The sequence below is a fragment of the Pseudomonas sp. PDM24 genome (assembly GCF_019218905.1).
In the GTDB taxonomy this organism is placed as follows: Bacteria; Pseudomonadota; Gammaproteobacteria; order Pseudomonadales; family Pseudomonadaceae; genus Aquipseudomonas.
In genome coordinates, this window is sequence record NZ_JAHUWR010000008.1 from 14,285 (window position 1) to 34,494 (window position 20,210).

General features: G+C 60.0%; 18 protein-coding genes. 14 read left to right on the forward strand and 4 right to left on the reverse strand.

Annotated features, from left to right (window positions below; all coding sequences use genetic code 11):
• Positions 1–18: 18 nt before the first annotated feature.
• Both KW837_RS23355 and KW837_RS23360 read right to left on the reverse strand, forming a co-directional pair.
• Positions 19–786, reverse strand: a complete 768-nt coding sequence (locus KW837_RS23355) for a heme ABC transporter ATP-binding protein (RefSeq protein WP_218398769.1) — start codon at positions 784–786, stop codon at positions 19–21.
• Positions 786–1,769, reverse strand: coding sequence for an iron ABC transporter permease (locus KW837_RS23360; protein ID WP_218398908.1), 984 nt, complete (start codon positions 1,767–1,769; stop codon positions 786–788). The genes KW837_RS23355 and KW837_RS23360 overlap by 1 nt, the downstream gene beginning before the upstream one ends.
• A gap of 240 nt (positions 1,770–2,009) precedes the next feature.
• Between KW837_RS23360 and KW837_RS23365 the strand changes: the two genes are divergently transcribed.
• Positions 2,010–2,327 (forward strand): Rieske (2Fe-2S) protein, encoded by a 318-nt coding sequence (locus KW837_RS23365; RefSeq protein WP_218398770.1) that lies wholly within the window; start codon positions 2,010–2,012, stop codon positions 2,325–2,327.
• Here the strand turns inward: KW837_RS23365 and sfsA are convergent.
• Together sfsA and KW837_RS23375 are read right to left on the reverse strand one after the other, a co-directional pair.
• On the reverse strand, positions 2,316–3,029 hold the full coding sequence (sfsA, locus tag KW837_RS23370; protein WP_218398771.1) for a DNA/RNA nuclease SfsA: 714 nt from the start codon (positions 3,027–3,029) through the stop codon (positions 2,316–2,318). The genes KW837_RS23365 and sfsA overlap by 12 nt on opposite strands.
• Positions 3,029–4,201 (reverse strand): pyridoxal phosphate-dependent aminotransferase, encoded by a 1,173-nt coding sequence (locus KW837_RS23375; RefSeq protein WP_052967680.1) that lies wholly within the window; start codon positions 4,199–4,201, stop codon positions 3,029–3,031. The genes sfsA and KW837_RS23375 overlap by 1 nt, the downstream gene beginning before the upstream one ends.
• A gap of 334 nt (positions 4,202–4,535) precedes the next feature.
• Between KW837_RS23375 and dksA the strand changes: the two genes are divergently transcribed.
• The 13 genes from dksA to acs all read left to right on the forward strand — a co-directional run bounded on the left by dksA (position 4,536) and on the right by acs (position 20,142).
• Complete coding sequence (gene dksA / locus KW837_RS23380) at positions 4,536–4,979, forward strand: RNA polymerase-binding protein DksA (RefSeq protein WP_030130357.1); 444 nt, start codon at positions 4,536–4,538, stop codon at positions 4,977–4,979.
• Positions 4,980–5,179: 200 nt separating this feature from the next.
• Positions 5,180–6,076 carry a tRNA glutamyl-Q(34) synthetase GluQRS gene (gluQRS, locus tag KW837_RS23385; protein ID WP_218398909.1) on the forward strand — a complete coding sequence of 299 codons (897 nt, stop codon included), beginning with the start codon at positions 5,180–5,182 and terminating at the stop codon, positions 6,074–6,076.
• 77 nt (positions 6,077–6,153) lie between these two features.
• The gene (locus KW837_RS23390; protein WP_003176118.1) at positions 6,154–6,330 is read left to right on the forward strand and encodes a hypothetical protein; all 177 of its coding nucleotides are present in this window, start codon (positions 6,154–6,156) and stop codon (positions 6,328–6,330) included.
• Entirely contained in the window at positions 6,314–9,268 is a 2,955-nt protein-coding gene (locus tag KW837_RS23395; protein WP_192345425.1) for a sensor histidine kinase, read from the forward strand. The genes KW837_RS23390 and KW837_RS23395 overlap by 17 nt, the downstream gene beginning before the upstream one ends.
• Positions 9,269–9,290: 22 nt before the next feature.
• Positions 9,291–10,727 carry a sigma-54 dependent transcriptional regulator gene (locus KW837_RS23400; RefSeq protein ID WP_008068513.1) on the forward strand — a complete coding sequence of 479 codons (1,437 nt, stop codon included), beginning with the start codon at positions 9,291–9,293 and terminating at the stop codon, positions 10,725–10,727.
• 454 nt (positions 10,728–11,181) lie between these two features.
• The gene (locus tag KW837_RS23405) at positions 11,182–11,541 is read left to right on the forward strand and encodes a hypothetical protein (protein ID WP_256348939.1); all 360 of its coding nucleotides are present in this window, start codon (positions 11,182–11,184) and stop codon (positions 11,539–11,541) included.
• Positions 11,542–11,612: 71 nt separating this feature from the next.
• Complete coding sequence (locus KW837_RS23410) at positions 11,613–13,013, forward strand: polynucleotide adenylyltransferase PcnB (protein WP_123497189.1); 1,401 nt, start codon at positions 11,613–11,615, stop codon at positions 13,011–13,013.
• A 3-nt stretch (positions 13,014–13,016) separates the two neighbouring features.
• On the forward strand, positions 13,017–13,502 hold the full coding sequence (folK, locus tag KW837_RS23415; protein WP_218398772.1) for a 2-amino-4-hydroxy-6-hydroxymethyldihydropteridine diphosphokinase: 486 nt from the start codon (positions 13,017–13,019) through the stop codon (positions 13,500–13,502).
• 385 nt (positions 13,503–13,887) lie between these two features.
• Positions 13,888–14,688 carry a 3-methyl-2-oxobutanoate hydroxymethyltransferase gene (gene panB, locus KW837_RS23420; protein ID WP_008068507.1) on the forward strand — a complete coding sequence of 267 codons (801 nt, stop codon included), beginning with the start codon at positions 13,888–13,890 and terminating at the stop codon, positions 14,686–14,688.
• Positions 14,685–15,545, forward strand: coding sequence for a pantoate--beta-alanine ligase (gene panC, locus KW837_RS23425; protein ID WP_192345421.1), 861 nt, complete (start codon positions 14,685–14,687; stop codon positions 15,543–15,545). Before panB ends, panC begins: the two co-directional genes overlap by 4 nt.
• Before the next feature lie 194 nt (positions 15,546–15,739).
• Positions 15,740–16,120 (forward strand): aspartate 1-decarboxylase, encoded by a 381-nt coding sequence (panD, locus tag KW837_RS23430; protein WP_123497181.1) that lies wholly within the window; start codon positions 15,740–15,742, stop codon positions 16,118–16,120.
• 232 nt (positions 16,121–16,352) lie between these two features.
• Positions 16,353–18,017, forward strand: a complete 1,665-nt coding sequence (pgi, locus tag KW837_RS23435; protein ID WP_008015103.1) for a glucose-6-phosphate isomerase — start codon at positions 16,353–16,355, stop codon at positions 18,015–18,017.
• A gap of 187 nt (positions 18,018–18,204) precedes the next feature.
• Complete coding sequence (gene acs / locus KW837_RS23440) at positions 18,205–20,142, forward strand: acetate--CoA ligase (RefSeq protein ID WP_218398773.1); 1,938 nt, start codon at positions 18,205–18,207, stop codon at positions 20,140–20,142.
• Positions 20,143–20,210: the final 68 nt, after the last annotated feature.

Here is a 20,210-nt window from a genome sequence, read left to right on the forward strand (position 1 = left end):
CTCACCTCAATGAAATGCTTAGCGGGCGATGATCAGCGGATGCCCACGCTCCGGGTGCGGCTGCACCAGTACTTCCAGCCCGAACACGGCCTTGAGCGGTTCCGGGCGCAATACCTGCTCCGGCGTATCCAGCGCCACGGGACGCCCACCCTCGAGCAGTAATAGACGATCACAATAGCGTGCCGCCAGGTTCAGATCATGCAGGATCACCAGCACCGCGGCACCACGATTGGCGAACTCGCGCACCGCTTGCAGAGTGGTGTGTTGGTGCAGCGGGTCGAGCATCGACGTCGGTTCGTCGAGCAACAACGTTTGCCCCGCCTCCCCCGGCCACAGCTGCGCCAGGACGCGTGCCAGGTGCACCCGCTGACGCTCACCACCGGACAATGCCAGATAACTACGACCACTCAGGTGCTGCGCATCGGCCGCGTGTAGTGCGGCGGCGACGATCTCGTCATCCCGGACCCGGCCGGTTTGATAAGGCAAACGCCCCATGCCGACCACTTCTTCGACGCGAAAGGCAAAGTCCAGGGTCGACACCTGCGGCAACACCGCCAAACGCTGGGCTCGCTGCGCCCGGGCCCAATGACTCAACTCGCGCTCGTCGAGCCAGACGCTGCCGTGGTCCGCCTGCAATTCGCCGCATAGGGCACCGAGCAATGTGCTTTTACCGGCACCATTGGGGCCCAGCACACCGAGGACTTCGCCCGGTTTGAGCTCAAGGGTAATGTCCGTGAGAACAATCTTTCGACCGCGCCGGATTTGCAGGTTTTGCGTTCGCAACATCAGGCACGCCCTCTGAGCAGAAGATACAGAAAGAACGGTGCGCCGATGAAGGCTGTGACGATCCCGATCGGCAACTCGGCCGGCGCCAAGGCCAGTCGTGCTACCAGATCGGCAAACAATAAGAGACTGGCCCCCGCCAATACCGACGCCGGCAACAACACCCGATGATCAGGGCCGGCCAACAACCGCACCAGATGCGGCACCACCAGGCCGACAAACCCGATCATCCCCGCTGCCGCGACCGCCGCGCCGACACCCAGCGCCGTGCAGAACACCAGTTCGCGCTTAAGCCTTTCGACATCAATACCCAGGTGACCGGCCTCTGACTCCCCCAGCAACAATGCATTCAAAGCCTTGGCCCGACGCGGCAGCCACAGCGCCACACCGGTGCTCACTAGCAACAACGGCCAAAGTCGCGAATAACTGGCGCCGTTAAGGCTGCCCAGGTTCCAGAACGTCAAGGTGCGCAGGGTCGCGTCATCCGCCAGATAGGTGAATAACCCTACCGCTGAACCGGCCAGGGCAGTCAATGCAATACCGGCCAGCAGCATGGTGGCGACGTTGGTCTGGCCATTGCGTCGCCCCAGTCGATAGACCAGCGCCGTTACACCCAGCCCACCGAGAAACGCGCACACCGATAACAGATAAGGCCCGAAGGATTCCTGCAGACCGCCGAACACCGAGCCGCCGACAATCGCGATGGCTGCGCCCAATGCCGCGCCGCTGGAGACTCCCACCAATCCCGGATCGGCCAAAGGGTTGCGAAACAGGCCCTGCATCGCCACGCCGGACAGCGCCAAAACGCCGCCCACCGCCAAGCCCAGCAAGGTTCGCGGCAAGCGAATCCGCCCGAGGATCAGTTCGGCCTGCTCCAACCCGTCAGGCGCGATGGGTAAACCCATCAGCCGCAACGCCGCGCGTAACGTGTCGAACAACGGCAAACTCACCGGACCCAACGCCAGCGACAACCAGATCGCCAGCAAACACAGCAGGCTCAGGCCAACGAATAATGCACGGGGTTTAACCAGAACGGTCATTGGCCGGTCGCACTCAGGCGCATAAACAGCTTCCTTGAAAAATTTTGCCGGGCATCGAGAGAACAGGCCAAGTATCCTCGGCATCCGGCAATCGCCCTGGGGGTGAGCGGCCATTTGATATTTGCTTGCATTTGAACGTCAAGCTTGGACATATCCGCTCACGAGCTGCGGGACTTGAGGATAGACATGAAGCTTCTTTGCACAGGCGTCGAATTGGCTGACGCCAGCAGTCGCGGTTTCGACGTTGATGGTCAAAAGCTCTTCGCCGTGCGCCGGGCCGGCCGGGTGTATGTGTATGAAAATCGCTGCCCGCACCGGGGCGTCGGACTGGAATGGAAACCCGACCAGTTTCTCGACCCCAGCAACAGCCTGATCCAGTGCGCCACCCATGGCGCACTGTTTCTGATCGAAGACGGCGAATGCGTCGCCGGCCCGTGCGCCGGGCAATCCCTGACCACCATCCCCTGTCGCGAAGACGAGCAAGGGATCTGGCTAACCGTTTAACAGCACCTCCAGGCGCCGATCGACCACCATCTCTTGATGGGTCAAGTGCACGCCATACGCCAGCACTTCGACCCCGCACGCCACCGCTTCGCGTAACGCAGCCGCGTAGGCCGAATCGATTTCTTCAGCAGGACGCACGGAGTCGACGCCGGTCAGGTTCACGCAATACAACTGCACGGCACGAATCCCGTCCCGGGCCAAATGCGCCAACTCCCGCAAATGCTTGGCCCCGCGCTGGGTCACTGCGTCAGGAAATGCCGCCACCAACGAGCCATCGAAGCCCAGGGTGACGCTTTTGACTTCTACATAGGCTGGCCCGCTCGGGTAGTCGAGACGGAAATCGATGCGGCTGCTCTCCTGACCGTAGGCCACTTCGCGCTTCAATTCGGTAAAGCCGTTCAGCTCGGTGATGACATTGGCCCGCAACGCCTCCTCAATCAAACCGTTGGCGCGCCCGGTGTTTACGCAGAACAACCGCCCCTGCGGGGTTTCGCCGACTTCCCAGGTGCCGGGCAATTTACGCTTGGGGTCGTTGGAACGACTGAACCAGACCTGCCCGCCTTCGACTTGGCAATTAAGCATCGAACCGGTGTTAGGGCAGTGAATGGTCAGCAACTCGCCGCTAACGGTTTCGATATCAGCGAGAAAACGTTTGTAGCGACGAATCAAGCGACCTTCTTCGAGGGGAGGATGAAAACGCATCAGCCTTGCCAGCTCCGCAAACCACGAGCGATCCGCTCAACCGCTTCCTGCAAACGTGGAAGACTTTGGGTGTAGGCAAACCGCACATGATGCCCGGCCTGATAACGACCGAAGTCCAGGCCCGGCGTAATCGCGACGTGCTCGGTTTCGAGGAAATGTCGGCAGAACGCAAAGGCATCGCCGCCGAACTTGCTGATATCGGCGTACAAGTAAAATGCACCCTCCGGCTCCACAGCGATACCGAAGCCCAATTCCCTCAGGGCTGGCAGCAGGAAATCACGACGTCGGCCGAACTCGGCGCGGCGCTCCTCGAAAATTTGAATAGTGGCGGGTTCGAAGCAAGCCAATGCGGCGTGCTGGGCCATGCTCGGCGCGCTGATGTAGAGGTTCTGGGCAAGCTTCTCCAGTTCACCGACCGCCGCTTCTGGCGCGACCAGCCAACCGAGACGCCAGCCGGTCATGCCAAAATACTTGGAAAAACTATTGAGGACGAAGGCGCTGTCATCGACTTCCAGCACGCTGGCCGCATCCGTGCCGTAAGTCAGGCCATGGTAGATCTCGTCGACCACCAAATGGCCGTGGCGGGCCTTGATCGCTGCAGAGAGCCCGGCCAATTCGTCGCGGGTCAGGATGGTCCCGGTCGGGTTGGCCGGCGATGCCACCAAGGCGCCGACGCTGTCGTGATCCCAGTGGCGCGCCACCAGGTCCGGGGTCAGCTGATAACGCACGTCCGGGCCGACCGGCACCAGTTGCGCCGCGCCTTCCACCAACCGCAGGAAGTGCCGGTTGCACGGGTAACCCGGGTCTGCCAGCAGCCAGTGTTTACCTGGGTCCACCAGCAAGGCGCTGGCCAACAGCAACGCGCCTGAACCGCCGGGCGTGATGAGAATTCGTTGCGGATCGATGTTCAGCCCGTAACGTTGCTGATAAAAGCCCGAAATGGCTTCACGCAGCTCAGGAATGCCGCGGGCAGCGGTGTAACGGGTCTTCCCCGCCGTCAGTGCGGCCTGGCCGGCCTGGATGATCGGCTCGGCGGTGGTGAAGTCCGGCTCGCCGATTTCCAGGTGAATCACGTCGTGCCCGGCTGCTTGCAACTCGTTGGCCCGCGCCAGCAGGGCCATGACGTGAAACGGTTCGATAGCGCGACTGCGCGCACTGTAGGACAGAGCCATTAGCCTTCCTTACAACGGGGAAAAGAATCGATTCTACCCAAGCGCAGGAACGAGCGAGAACCTAAAGCGGTCAGAGCCCATATAGCGCTGGTCTCAAACGGTTCAAGCGTATGCTCCAGGTTTGACTAAAATCAATAATTGATCAGGTCTCCAGAGCCACCAGGCAAGGCTTTGCAATCTTTTGCAAGCGCCACGGGCCGCGGGCTCGACATCCGGGAGTAGCGCGGTCCGATTTGATCTGGTAAGTTCGCCCGCTTGCAGCCGCAGGGCCGGCAGGTGTCGGTGATGGAGCAATCCTGCGCAATGGATTACAAGAGTAGAGGCGGTCCATTTCATGCCCACCCAAGCAAAGCAACAGCAGAACCAGTCGATCAGCGGCTTCGAACCCTACAAAGAAGTGAAGGGCGAAGAGTACATGGGCAAGCCCATGCGCGCTCACTTCACCAAGATCCTGAACAAGTGGAAACAGGACTTGATGCAGGAAGTCGACCGTACTGTTGATCACATGAAAGACGAAGCGGCCAACTTCCCTGATCCGGCAGACCGTGCCAGCCAGGAAGAGGAATTCAGCCTCGAATTGCGCGCCCGCGACCGCGAGCGCAAGCTGATCAAGAAAATCGACAAAACACTGCAATTGATCGAAGACGAAGAATACGGCTGGTGCGAGTCCTGCGGCGTCGAAATCGGCGTCAAGCGACTGGAAGCCCGCCCTACCGCCGACATGTGCGTTGACTGCAAGACCCTGGCGGAAATCAAGGAAAAGCAAGTCGGCAAGTAATCTTGGCGACTTGAACGAAGAACGGAGCGTGCGAACGCTCCGTTTTTTTGTTTCTGACATTTGCTGCGTCTTTAAAATCGCCTTCGCGAGCAAGCTTCGCTCCTACAAAGGCTAGAGCAATCTTCTGTAGGAGCTGAGCTTGCTCGCGAAGGCGGCTTCAAGCCATGCTCAAAACGATTGAACAGCCTGACATCGCCCTTATGACCGCCATCGCCTCCCCCGCCTACATCGGGCGTTTCGCCCCTACACCAAGCGGGCATCTGCACTTCGGTTCGCTGGTCGCAGCACTGGCCTCCTACCTCGACGCCCGTTCGGTCGGCGGCCGCTGGTTGGTGCGCATGGAAGATCTCGATCCGCCACGGGAAGAGCCCGGTGCTCAGGCAGCGATTCTCAAGGCGCTGGAAAGCTACGGGTTCGAGTGGGACGGCGACATGGTCCGACAGAGTGACCGGCACGCTGCCTATGACGAAGTCATCAATCGCCTGTTAAATCAGGGCCTGGCCTACGCTTGCACCTGCTCGCGCAAGCAACTGGAGCCATATCACGGCATCTATCCCGGGTTCTGCCGCAACGCAGGGCACGGCACCGAGAACGCCGCGATCCGCCTGCGTGTACCGGAACTGGAATACCACTTCATCGACCGGGTGCAGGGCGAGTTCCGTCAACATCTGGGGCGGGAGGTGGGTGATTTCGTGATCCGCCGCCGCGATGGGCTCTACGCCTATCAATTGGCAGTGGTGCTGGACGACGCCTGGCAAGGCATCACCGATATCGTGCGCGGCGCCGATCTGCTGGATTCCACGCCGCGCCAGCTCTATCTGCAAGAACTGCTGGGCCTGCCGCAACCGCGCTACCTGCACATCCCGCTGATTACCCAGCCTGACGGCCACAAACTCGGCAAATCCTATCGATCACCGCCGCTGACCGAAGATCAGGCCACGCCGCTGTTACTGCGCGCATTGCGGGCGCTGGGGCACAAACCTGCGACCGAACTGAATGACGCCACGCCACGGCAAGTGCTGAACTGGGGGATTACCCACTGGGATGCATCGCTGATCCCGCGCACACTGACGTTGCCTGAAGCGCAACTGCAGTGATGCCACTTGCAGTGGCGCGCCCATCCGTTACCATCGCCGCACGTTTTCGGGCACGCGCATAAAAAAGAGAGGCCGGGATGTACATCTATCGCTTGGTCCTGCTCCTGGTAGTGGGGATTTATCTGTTCTCCCCGGCCATCATGGATTGGTGGATCGACGCCACGGGCGCCTGGTATCGCCCTTATTTGCTCTGGCTGATTCTGATTGTCGTGACCTTCATCCTGCAGAGCCAAAAAGATGCCGATGAGCTTTAGCCTGACCCAGATGATCCTGATCAGCGCCGCGTACCTGGCGGTGCTGTTCGGCGTGGCCTGGATCAGCGAACGGGGGATGATCCCCCGGGCGATCATTCGCCACCCGCTGACGTACACCCTGTCGCTGGGCGTCTACGCCAGTGCCTGGGCGTTTTACGGCACGGTGGGCCTGGCCTATCAGTACGGCTACGGTTTTCTGTCCAGCTACCTCGGGGTTTCCGGAGCGTTTCTGCTGGCGCCAGTGCTTCTGTACCCGATCCTGAAAATCACCCGCACTTATCAACTCTCGTCCCTGGCCGACTTGTTCGCGTTTCGTTTCCGCAGCACTTGGGCCGGCGCACTGACGACAATTTTCATGCTGATCGGCGTCCTGCCGTTGCTGGCGCTGCAGATTCAGGCGGTGGCCGACTCCATCAGCATCCTCACCCGCGAGCCGGTGCAGCATCGCGTGGCCCTGAGCTTCTGCGCACTGATTACGCTGTTCACGATTTTCTTCGGCTCACGCCACATCGCTACCCGCGAGAAACATGAAGGCCTGGTGTTCGCGATTGCCTTCGAATCGGTGATCAAACTGATCGCGATTGGCGGCGTCGGTCTGTATGCGCTGTATGGCGTGTTTGATGGACCGCAACAGCTGGAACTGTGGCTGCTGCAAAACCAGACCGCCCTCGCCGCCCTGCACACACCATTGCAGGAAGGCCCGTGGCGCACGCTGCTGCTGGTGTTCTTCGCCTCGGCGATCGTGATGCCGCACATGTACCACATGACCTTTACCGAAAACCTCAACCCGCGCTCGCTGGTCAGTGCGAGCTGGGGTTTACCGCTGTTTCTGCTGTTGATGAGCCTCGCGGTGCCGCTGATTCTCTGGGCCGGCCTGAAACTCGGCGCCACGACCAATCCGGAATACTTCACCCTGGGCATCGGCATCGCCGCCAACAACAAAGCCCTGGCGCTATTGGCCTATGTCGGCGGATTGTCAGCGGCCAGCGGTTTGATCATCGTCACCACGCTGGCGCTCTCCGGGATGGCGCTGAACCATCTGGTGCTGCCGCTCTATCAGCCGCCGGCCGAAGGCAATATTTACCGTTGGCTGAAATGGACCCGCCGGGCGCTGATCGTCGCGATCATCATGGCCGGTTACGGCTTCTACCTGATGCTGGGTGCCGAGCAGGACCTGGCCAACCTCGGCATCGTCGCCTTCGTCGCGACGCTGCAGTTCCTGCCGGGGGTGCTGTCGGTGCTGTACTGGCCGACCGCCAACCGCCGCGGCTTCATCGCAGGCCTGTTGGCGGGGATTCTGGTATGGCTGGTGACCATGCTGCTGCCGCTGGTCGGCAATCTGCAGGGTTTCTACATTCCACTGCTTAACATGATTTACGTGCTGGACGACACCAGTTGGCACATGGCGGCAATCGCCTCGCTGGCTGCCAACGTGCTGATGTTCACGCTGATCTCGTTGTTCACCAACGCCAGCCCCGAAGAGGCCAGCGCCGCCGAAGCCTGCGCGGTGGACAACGTTCGTCGCCCGCAACGCCGCGAACTGCACGCGGCCTCGCCTCAGGAGTTTGCCACGCAGCTTGCAAAACCATTGGGCGCCAAGGCAGCGCAGAAAGAAGTCGAGCAGGCGCTGCGTGACCTTTATCTGCCGTTCGATGAGCGCCGTCCATACGCCTTGCGCCGTTTGCGTGACCGTATCGAAGCCAACCTCTCGGGCCTGATGGGGCCAAGCGTGGCGCAGGACATGGTCGAAACCTTCCTGCCCTACAAGGCTGGCGGCGAAAACTACGTCACCGAAGACATCCACTTCATCGAAAGCCGTCTTGAGGACTACCACTCGCGCCTCACCGGTCTTGCCGCCGAACTCGATGCCCTGCGCCGCTACCACCGCCAGACCTTGCAGGAATTGCCGATGGGCGTGTGCTCGCTGGCCAAGGATCAGGAAATCCTCATGTGGAACAAAGCCATGGAGGAGCTGACCGGGATTGCCGCGCAGCGTGTGGTCGGTTCGCGCCTTAGCACCATTGGCGATCCGTGGAGAGAACTGCTGCAAGGCTTCATCAATCTGCCGGACGAGCATTTGCACAAACAGCACCTGGCCCTCGACGGTCAGACGCGCTGGCTGAACCTGCACAAAGCGGCGATTGATGAACCGCTGGCGCCGGGTAACAGTGGCCTGGTGCTGCTGGTGGAAGATTTGACCGAAACCCAGATGCTCGAAGACAAACTGGTGCACTCCGAGCGTCTGGCCAGCATCGGTCGACTGGCGGCCGGCGTGGCCCATGAAATCGGCAACCCGATCACCGGCATTGCCTGTCTCGCGCAGAACTTGCGCGAAGAGCGTGAGGACGACACCGAACTCACGGAAATCAGCGGGCAGATCCTCGAGCAGACCAAACGCGTGTCACGCATCGTTCAGTCGCTGATGAGCTTCGCCCACGCCGGCAGTTATCAGCACAGTGACGAGCCCGTCTGTCTGGCGGAAGTGGCCCAGGATGCCATCGGCCTGCTGGCCTTGAACCGGCGCAATTTCGAAGTACAGTTCTACAACCTGTGCGATCCCGACCATTGGGTCGAAGGCGACCCGCAGCGGCTCGCCCAGGTATTGATCAACCTGCTCTCAAATGCCCGCGACGCCTCGCCTCCGGGCAGTGCGGTGCGAGTCAAAAGCGAAGCCGGCGAACACACGGTCGATCTGATCGTCGAAGACGAAGGCAGTGGTATTCCCTCGAGCATCATGGACCGACTGTTCGAACCTTTCTTCACCACCAAGGACCCTGGCGAAGGCACCGGTCTGGGCCTTGCACTGGTCTATTCCATCGTTGAAGAGCATTATGGACAAATCACCATCGACAGCCCGGCTGATGTTCAAAGCCAACGCGGCACCCGTATCCGGGTAACTTTGCCGCGTCATGTCGAAGCGACGTCCGCTGTGAACTGAGACCGTCGAGAGTATCGAATCAATGCCGCACATTTTGATCGTCGAAGACGAAACAATTATCCGCTCCGCCTTGCGCCGTCTGCTGGAACGTAACCAGTACCAGGTCAGCGAAGCCGGATCCGTGCAGGAAGCACAAGAGCGTTTCAGCATTCCCACATTTGACCTGATCGTCAGCGACCTGCGCCTGCCGGGCGCCCCCGGTACCGAGTTGATCAAACTTGGCCAGGGCACTCCGGTGCTGATCATGACCAGTTACGCCAGCCTGCGTTCGGCCGTCGACTCCATGAAGATGGGCGCGGTGGATTACATCGCCAAGCCTTTCGATCACGACGAAATGCTCCAGGCCGTCGCGCGAATCCTGCGTGACCGGCAATCGGCGCAAGCCAGCGGTGAACCGGTCGTCGGCAAAACGAGCAATGGTGCCGCGAAAAATGGTGTCGACAACAGCAACGGCGAAATCGGCATTATCGGCTCCTGCCCGCCGATGCAGGACCTGTACAGCAAGATCCGTAAAGTCGCACCGACCGATTCCAATGTCCTGATCCAGGGCGAGTCCGGTACCGGTAAAGAACTGGTCGCACGCGCCCTGCACAACCTGTCTAAACGCGCCAAGGCGCCGATGATTTCGGTGAACTGTGCGGCCATTCCAGAAAGCCTGATCGAGTCCGAACTGTTCGGCCACGAAAAAGGCGCCTTTACCGGCGCCAGTGCCGGGCGTGCCGGGTTGGTGGAAGCGGCGGACGGCGGCACCTTGTTCCTCGATGAAATCGGCGAATTGCCACTGGAAGCCCAGGCCCGCCTGCTGCGTGTGTTGCAGGAAGGTGAAATCCGCCGGGTTGGCTCGGTGCAGTCGCAGAAGGTCGATGTACGCCTGATTGCCGCGACGCACCGGGATCTCAAGAGCCTGGCGAAGATTGGTCAGTTCCGTGAAGACTTGTATTACCGCCTTCACGTAATCGCCCTGAAACTGCCGGCCTTGCGTGAGCGCGGCGCGGACGTCAATGAAATTGCCACTGCATTCCTCGCGCGGCAGAGCGCACGGGTCGGCCGTACCGATCTGAAGTTCGCCCTGGATGCCGAACAGGCCATTCGGCATTATTCCTGGCCGGGTAACGTTCGCGAGCTGGAAAATGCGGTCGAACGCGCGGTGATTCTGTGCGAAAGCCCGGAGATTTCCGCCGAGCTGCTGGGCATCGACATCGAACTGAGCGATCTGGATGACGACGACTTCATCGGCCTGGCGCCGCAGCAGGGCAACGGCGCCGGTAACACCAGCCACGAACCGACCGAAGATTTGTCCCTGGAAGACTACTTCCAGCATTTCGTTCTCGAGCATCAGGACCACATGACTGAAACCGAACTGGCCCGCAAACTCGGGGTCAGTCGCAAATGCCTGTGGGAGCGCCGTCAGCGCCTGGGCATTCCGCGGCGCAAGACCGGGGTAGCCAGCGAGAGCTGAACCGCACCTGTCGGATGTGCGGGTAACACATGACATTGTGAAAAAACTGTTACCTCAGCTTTTTCGCGTAACAGAAGCCGGGGCTTACGGTAACGAAGCCCCGGTTTTTTTGGGCCTCGAAAAACACCTTCAGCCCGCCTAACCCCTTGTTTTACTGGGCCTCGCAAAAGTTGGCACGCACCCTGCTATATGTTTGGTACAAGAACAATAACAAGCAATGTACAAGACAATAAAAATAAGACGAATCGACTCACGCACAATAAAAACAAGACGGCGAGAGGCGTAGCTAACTGATTCTTTTGGAGAGGCGTTGCATTTGGGGCTTGCCCCACGACCAGGCCGAGAATAATAAAAAACTGTCTCAAGACAGTGCCTGAACTGGTTGGATCGAACGATCACAGCAACACAGCGACCAAAGCAATCCGTTTGCTCTTGGCTCCCGATTGGGAGGGTCATGAAGGAAAACTTCATGGCGAGGGCGCTCAACAAAAACAAGAAGCCCGAAACCAATAATAAAAATAGAGCATGCAACTACTTCTTGGGGAGCTTCGGCTCCCCTTGTGGTTTCTGGCGTTTGGCGCTGGCACTGCCTTCGGCTTGTAGCAGCTGTCGAGCCTGCGAGGCTGCGTTCGACTGCGCAGCAGTCGCAAATACGGGCAACCGGTTCCTACTGACACGCCGCAATCTCTGGTCTTACGACGGCTTCGCCGCCGAACGCCGCCTCGCGCTGCTCGGCAGCTGCTACAAAAAACCGCCCCTTCAAGACATCCCCCGTCAAGCGCTTGCGCAGCTTCCTACACCATCCCCCGACTAAATGCTAGAATCCCCGCCCATCATGCGGTCATTCTTCGTTATGGCCGAACATTCCTTCAAACAGTGCATCCCATGCTGAAGAAGTTGTTCCAGTCATTCCGTTCTCCCAAGCGTCATACGCAACACATTCGCAGTACGCCTGAAGTGCTCAACAGCGGCCAACATTCGCTGCAAAAGGCACAATTCAGCCGTTACGCGGTGAATATCGTCGAACGCCTGCAGAACGCCGGTTACCAGGCTTACCTGGTCGGCGGCTGTGTGCGTGACATGCTGCTCGGCATCACGCCGAAAGATTTCGACGTCGCCACCAGCGCCACGCCTGAACAGGTACGCGCCGAATTCCGCAACGCGCGGATTATCGGTCGGCGTTTCAAACTGGTGCATATCCACTTTGGCCGCGAAATCATTGAAGTCGCGACCTTCCGCGCCAATCACCCGCAAAACGACGAAGACGAAGACAGCAACCAGTCGTCTCGTAACGAAAGCGGGCGCATTCTGCGCGACAACGTCTATGGCACTCTGGAAGAAGACGCGCAACGCCGCGACTTCACCATCAACGCCTTGTATTACGATCCGGTTAGCGAGCGCATTCTCGACTACGCCAACGGCGTACACGACATCCGCAATCACCTGATCCGCCTGATCGGCGATCCGAAGCAACGCTACCAGGAAGACCCGGTGCGGATGCTGCGGGCCGTGCGTTTCGCCGCCAAGCTGAATTTCGGCATCGAAAAACACAGCGCCACGCCCATTCGCGAACTGGCGCCGTTGTTGCGTGAGATCCCGTCGGCTCGTCTGTTCGAAGAAGTGCTCAAGTTGTTCCTCTCCGGCTATGCCGCGGACACCTTCGAAATGCTGGTCGACCTGCAGTTGTTCGATCCGCTGTTCCCGGCGAGTGCGGCAGCGTTGGAGTACAGCCCGACCTACACCCACACGCTGATAAGTGAAGCGCTGATCAACACGGACCTGCGAATCAAGCAGAACAAACCGGTCACCCCGGCGTTCCTGTTTGCCGCCCTGCTCTGGCCTGCCCTGCCGGCCCGTGTGTTGCGCCTACAAGAACGCGGCATGCCGCCGATTCCGGCGATGCAGGAAGCCGCTCACGAATTGATCGCCGAGCAGTGCCAGCGCATCGCCATTCCGAAACGCTTCACCATGCCGATCCGCGAGATCTGGGACATGCAGGAGCGCTTGCCACGGCGTAGCGGCAAACGCGCCGACCTGTTACTGGACAATCCGCGGTTCCGTGCCGGTTACGACTTCCTGCTGCTGCGTGAAAGCGCCGGTGAGCAGACCGATGGCCTGGGCGAATGGTGGACCGACTATCAGGACGCCAACGACAGCGAACGCCGGGACATGATCCGCGACCTCAGCGGCAAGGACGACGGTACCGGTGCTCCGCGCAAACGTCGCCGTAGCGGCGGTGCCAAGCGCAAGCGCGCGGCCGGCGCACCGAGCGCTACAGGCGAGTAAGCCATGGAACGTATCTACATCGGCATGGGCAGCAATCTGGCTGACCCCGCCGAACAGTTGCGCAGCGCTGTCGCAGCGCTGGCGCAATTGCCGCAAACCGAACTGATCGGGGTTTCCGGGTTTTATCAAAGCGACTCGCTGCTGCCCGGCCAACCGCGTTACACCAACGCGGTCGCCGCGCTCGACAGCAGCCTCGCGCCGCTGGACCTGCTGGATGCGCTGCAAGCTATCGAGAACGGCCAAGGCCGTGAACGCCTTGAACGCTGGGGCCCGCGCACGCTGGATCTGGACATCGTGCTGTTCGGCGATCGATGGATCGACGAACCTCGTCTCAAAGTTCCCCACTATCACCTGCAGGAACGGGCCTTTGTGCTCTATCCGCTGGCCGAGCTGGCACCGGCTGATCTGCGCCTGGCCGATGGCCGCACCCTCGCAGAATTACTCGCTGCCTGCCCGTTCGTCGGGTTGGAACGCCTCCCCCCTAATTGACAAAAATCCCCCTTGTGGGAGCGGGCTTGCTCGCGAAAGCGGTGTATCAGTTGGCATTTAGGTCGTCTGACACGCCGCATTCGCGAGCAAGCCCGCTCCCACATTGGTTTTTTGTCGGACAAACAATCTGCAAATCATCCCTGCCGACCTGCTGAATCGCATCAGTAACGCCGGTAACACCCCATGCGTAACAATGCGGTAACACACGCAATTGACTTCCCGGGTTCTCCTCACGACTATAGGCGTCCCGCTGCCGCCAACGCGGCGCCAAAGGGCGCAATCCAGGCCTTACAAGCACCACGAAAGAAGGTGCGCCTGTATAAATGACGAATCACGCGCGTTACTCGCAGTAGTTTCCATAGCGCCTGTAATGAGGATTTTTTTCATGCCAGCCATCACCCTGACCACGCTCCAGAGCCTCAAGCAGAAAGGTGAAAAGATCACCATGCTGACCTGCTATGACGCGACCTTCGCCCACGCCTGCAACGAGGCTGGGGTTGAAGTGCTGCTGGTGGGCGACTCACTCGGCATGGTTTTGCAGGGTCACGACAGTACCCTGCCGGTGACCACCGCCGAAATGGCCTACCACGTGGCAGCCGTCAAACGCGGCAACACTGATGCCCTGATCCTCGCCGACCTGCCCTTCATGGCCTACGCCACCCTCGAACAAACCATGACCAACAGCGCCCTGTTGATGCAGGCCGGTGCACACATGGTCAAGGTTGAAGGAGCATTGTGGCTCGCGGACTCGATCCGTCTGCTGGCCGAACGTGGCATCCCGGTGTGCGCACACATGGGGCTGACGCCGCAATCGGTCAACATCCTGGGTGGCTATAAAGTCCAGGGCCGCAACGAGAACCAGGCGCGGCAAATGCGTGCCGACGCGATTTCCCTGGAACAGGCGGGTGCGGCCATGCTGCTGCTCGAATGCGTGCCCAGCGAACTGGCCGAAGAAATCTCCCAGGCGGTGAAGATCCCGGTGATCGGCATCGGCGCCGGCAGTGGCACCGACGGCCAGGTGCTGGTCCTGCACGACATGCTGGGCTTGTCCATTACCGGCCGCGTGCCGAAATTCGTGAAGAATTTCATGACTGGCCAAACCAGCGTCCAGGCAGCCTTGAGCGCTTACGTCACTGAAGTCAAAGCGGCGACTTTCCCTGGCATCGAACACGGATTCTCTGCATGAACACCGTAAAAACCGTACGCGAACTGCGGGCCGCCGTGGCCCGCGCCCGTAGCGAAGGCAAACGTATCGGCTTCGTGCCGACCATGGGCAACCTGCACAGCGGGCATATCGCGCTCATTACCAAAGCCACCCAACGGGTGGATTTCGTGGTCGCGAGCATTTTCGTCAACCCGCTGCAGTTCGGCGCCGGCGAAGACCTCGACAAGTACCCGCGAACTCTGGCCGCCGATCAGGAGAAACTGCTTCAGGCCGGTTGCCATCTGCTGTTCGCACCCACCGTCGAAGAAATGTACCCCGATGGCATGGCCGGTCAGACCCGCGTCAGTGTTCCGCAACTGTCCGAAGGCCTGTGCGGCGCCAGCCGTCCGGGGCATTTCGAAGGGGTGGCGACCGTAGTCAGCAAGCTATTCAACATGGTCCAGCCGGACTTGGCGATCTTCGGCCAGAAAGACTTCCAGCAACTGGCGGTGATTCGCGCCCTGGTGCATGACTTGAACATGCCGATCCAGATTATCGGTGAGCCTACCGTACGTGCGGCCGACGGTCTGGCGCTGTCGTCGCGCAATGGTTTCCTCAACGAAGAACAGCGGGCCATCGCGCCGGTGGTCTATCGCACCCTGACCCATATTGCCGATGCAATTAAACAGGGCGAGCGCGATTACCCGACGTTGATCAACGAGCAGATCAAGCAACTCGAAGCCGCCGGTCTGCGAGTGGACTATCTGGAAATTCGTCATGCTCTGACCTTGCGTCCGGCGACGGCGGAAGATCGGGATCTGGTGATTCTGGTGGCGGCGTTCCTGGGCACGACGCGGTTGATCGACAACCTGCATTTGAACCTCGACGCGCCAGCCTGAGCACCGCAAAACCAATGTGGGAGCGGGCTTGCTCGCGAAGAGGCCATCACATTCAACATCATCGTTGACTGTCAGACCGCTTTCGCGAGCAAGCCCGCTCCCACATTAGATCTTCGTCATTCCAGACTGTATTGCTGCCTCCAAAGCCTTCGGGCAAACTGCCCGCCGTTCGATTCCGACCTGGGGAAACACTCATGCACGCCATCATGCTCAAGGCCAAGCTGCATCGCGCCGAAGTTACCCACGCTGTACTCGATTACGAAGGCTCTTGCGCCATCGACGGTGAATGGCTGGACCTGTCCGGCATCCGTGAGTACGAACAGATCCAGATCTACAACGTCGACAACGGCGAACGCTTTACCACCTACGCGATTCGTGGCGAAGAAGGTTCGCGCATGATTTCGGTCAACGGTGCCGCGGCGCACAAGGCCAAGGTCGGCGACCGCGTGATCATCTGCGCTTACGCCCACTACAACGAAGCCGAGCTGCTCAACTTCAAGCCGCGCATGCTCTACATGGCGCCGGGTAACGAGTTGAGCCACACCAGCAATGCCATTCCGGTTCAGGTCGCCTGATCGAGCCGACGCCCCTGTCAGCCTTCCGTTTGTCGGACCGCTCCCTGTTTAAATGTTAAAAAAGTACCGGGAGCAGGTCAGACAAAGTCAAGACAGATTGCAGCGCGAGGTTTACTGTATTCGCCCTGCGCCATGAAATCGTGTCGACGCAGTTGACCGGACGCCCACCCACAGCGCTCCGGGATTTTTTAGTGTTCAAAAGGCCGTTCAAGTAAAAAGGAAAACCGCAGCGATGGCGTATTACCGCACCCCTCACGACGTTACCGCTCTGCCCGCCTGGCAAGCGCTGAATGACCACCGCCAAGCCATGCAAGATTTCAGCATGCGCGAAGCCTTTAATGCCGATCCGCAGCGTTTTACTCAATTCACCCTTAGCAGCTGCGGCCTGTTTCTCGACTACTCGAAAAACCTGATCAACGCCGAGACCCGCAATCTGCTGGTGGGCCTGGCCAACGAAGTCGACCTCAAAGGCGCGATCAAAGCGCTGTTCGATGGCGAAATCGTCAACTCTTCCGAAGGCCGCCCCGCCCTGCACACCGCACTGCGCCGCCCGGTGGGCGACAAGCTGTCGGTCAACGGCGTCAACGTGATGCCCGATGTACACAAGGTGTTGAACCAGATCACCGACCTCGTGGGCCGCATCCACGATGGTTTGTGGCGCGGTTACACCGAGAAGCCGATCACTGACGTGGTCAACATCGGCATCGGTGGCTCGTTCCTCGGCCCTGAACTGGTGTCCGAAGCGCTGTTGTCCTACGCCCAGAAAGGCGTGCGCTGCCATTACCTGGCGAACATCGACGGCAGTGAATTCCACGAACTGACCATGAAGCTGCGCGCCGAGACCACGCTGTTCATCGTCTCGTCGAAATCCTTCAACACCCTCGAAACCCTGAAAAACGCCCAGGCCGCACGCGCCTGGTACCTGGCTCAGGGTGGTTCGGAAGCCGAGCTGTACCGTCACTTCATCGCCGTTTCCAGCAACAACGCGGCAGCGGTAGCGTTCGGTATTCGCGAAGAAAACATCTTCCCGATGTGGGATTGGGTTGGCGGGCGTTACTCGCTGTGGTCGGCTATCGGTTTGCCGATTGCATTGGCCATCGGCATGTCGAACTTCAAGGAACTGCTGTCCGGTGCCTACACCATGGACCAGCACTTCCAGAGCGCGCCATTCGAACAGAACATGCCGGTACTGCTGGCGTTGCTCGGCGTCTGGTACGGCAACTTCTGGGGCGCGCAAAGCCACGCGATCCTGCCGTACGACCACTACCTGCGCAACATCACCAAACACTTGCAACAGCTGGACATGGAATCCAACGGCAAGAGCGTACGCCAGGACGGCACGCCAGTGTCCACCGATACTGGCCCGGTGATCTGGGGCGGCGTCGGCTGCAACGGTCAGCACGCTTATCACCAGTTGCTGCACCAGGGCACTCAACTGATTCCGGCCGACTTTATCGTGCCGATCGTCAGCTTCAATCCGGTGTCCGACCACCACCAGTGGCTGTACGCCAACTGCCTGTCGCAAAGCCAGGCGCTGATGCTGGGCAAGACCCTGGGCGAGGCCGAAGCCGAACTGCGCGACAAGGGCTTGAGCGAAGAGGAAGTACAAAAAGTCGCGCCGCACAAGGTGATCCCGGGCAACCGTCCAAGCAACACCCTGGTGGTCGAACGTATCAGCCCGCGTCGTCTCGGCGCACTGGTGGCGATGTACGAACACAAAGTCTTCGTGCAAAGCGTGGTCTGGGGCATCAACGCCTTCGACCAGTGGGGCGTGGAACTGGGCAAGGAGCTGGGCAAAGGCGTCTACAACCGCCTGGTCGGCAGCGAAGAAACCCCGGCCGACGATGCCTCCACCCAAGGCTTGATCAACTACTTCCGCGGTCGTCACCGCGGGTGATTTGACGCCAGTCCCGTAGGAGCGAAGCTTGCTCGCGAAGAACGATGACTCGGTGTATTTGATACACCGAGGCGCCTGCTTCGCGAGCAAGCTCTGCTCCTACAGGTTGGTGTTTGTTCTCAGTATTGAACCCTTTCCCCACTCGGCGCATCTTTATTACTTGTTGCAACAAGAATAAGGAACCGTCATGTTCGATATCAGCACGTTCCCCAAAGCCGATGCCGTCCGCCGGGCTGCACAGTTAAGTCAAGACGACTACCAACGCCTGTACCGCCAATCCATCGAGCACCCAAGCTCCTTCTGGGCCGAACAGGCCACACGCTTTCTCGACTGGAGCGCGCCGTGGCAAACCGTCCAGCGTTACGACCTGAAAACCGGTGAAGCGAGCTGGTTCGCGGGTGGACAGATAAACGTCAGTTACAACTGCATCGACCGTCACCTGGAAAAACGCGGCGATCAAATCGCGATTATCTGGGAAGGCGATGACCCCGCCGAATCCACCCAGATCACCTACAAAAAACTCCATCACAACGTCTGCCGACTGGCCAACGTGCTCAAAGGCCGCGGCGTGAAGAAAGGCGACCGCGTGTGCATCTACATGCCGATGATCCCCGAAGCCGCCTACGCCATGCTCGCCTGCGCTCGAATCGGTGCGATTCATTCGGTGGTGTTCGGCGGCTTCTCTCCGGACTCGTTGCGTGACCGGATTCTCGACGCCGATTGCCGCACTGTGATCACTGCCGACGAAGGCGTGCGCGGTGGTAAATTCGTGCCGCTCAAACAGAACGTCGACGCGGCGCTGCAAAGCTGTCCCAACGTGAACACCGTGATCGTGGTCGAACGCACCCAAGGCCAGGTTAACTGGGTCGAGGATCGGGACATCTGGTACCACCAGGCTTTGCGCGACGCTGGCAACGACTGCCCGCCAGAGCCGATGGACGCCGAAGACCCGCTGTTCATCCTCTACACCTCCGGCAGCACCGGTAAACCCAAAGGCGTGCTGCACACCACTGGCGGCTACTTGCTGCAAGCCGCCATGACCTTCAAGTACGTGTTCGACTATCGCGACGGTGAAATCTTCTGGTGCACCGCCGATGTCGGCTGGGTCACCGGCCATAGCTACATTGTCTACGGGCCACTGGCCAACGGAGCGACCACGCTGATCTTCGAAGGCGTGCCGAGCTACCCCAGCACCTCGCGCTTCTGGCAGGTGATCGACAAGCACCATGTGAACATCTTCTACACCGCCCCGACTGCCCTGCGTGCACTGATGCGTGAAGGTCCCGAGCCGTTGAAGGAAACGTCCCGCGAGAGCCTGCGATTGCTCGGCACCGTCGGCGAGCCGATCAATCCGGAAGCCTGGGAGTGGTATTTCAATACAGTCGGCGAGCAGCGCTGCCCGATTGTCGATACCTGGTGGCAGACCGAAACCGGCGGCATCATGCTCAGCCCGCTGGTCAGCACCCAACGGGTCAAACCCGGTTGCGCCACGCAACCGATGTTCGGCGCGCAACCGGTATTGCTCGACGAACACGGCAAGGAAATCAAAGGCGCCGGCAGCGGCATACTGGCCATCAAGTCCAGCTGGCCGGCGCAGATCCGCAGCGTCTACGGCGACCCGAAACGAATGGTCGAAACCTACTTCAAGCCCTACCCCGGCTACTACTTCACCGGCGATGGCGCACGTCGCGACGAAGACGGCGATTACTGGATCACCGGCCGCATCGACGACGTGATCAACGTCTCCGGGCATCGCATCGGCACGGCCGAAGTGGAAAGCGCGCTGGTGCTGCACGACAGCATCGCCGAGGCCGCCGTGGTCGGTTACCCCCACGACGTCAAAGGCCAGGGCATCTATGCCTTTGTCACGCCCATGAATGGCACCGAACCCAATGACGAATTGAAGAAACAATTACTGGCGCATGTCAGCAAGGAAATCGGCAGCTTCGCCAAACCGGACTTGATCCAGTGGGCCCCGGCCCTGCCGAAAACCCGCTCGGGCAAGATCATGCGGCGAATTCTGCGCAAGATCGCCTGCAACGAACTGGACAGCCTGGGTGACACCTCGACCCTCGCCGACCCGAGCGTGGTGCAAGGGCTGATCGATCAACGCCTGAACCAATGAGCCCATGTTGTGAATTGGCCATCACATCCCTGTAGGAGCGAGGCTTGCCCGCGAAAGCGGTGTGTCAG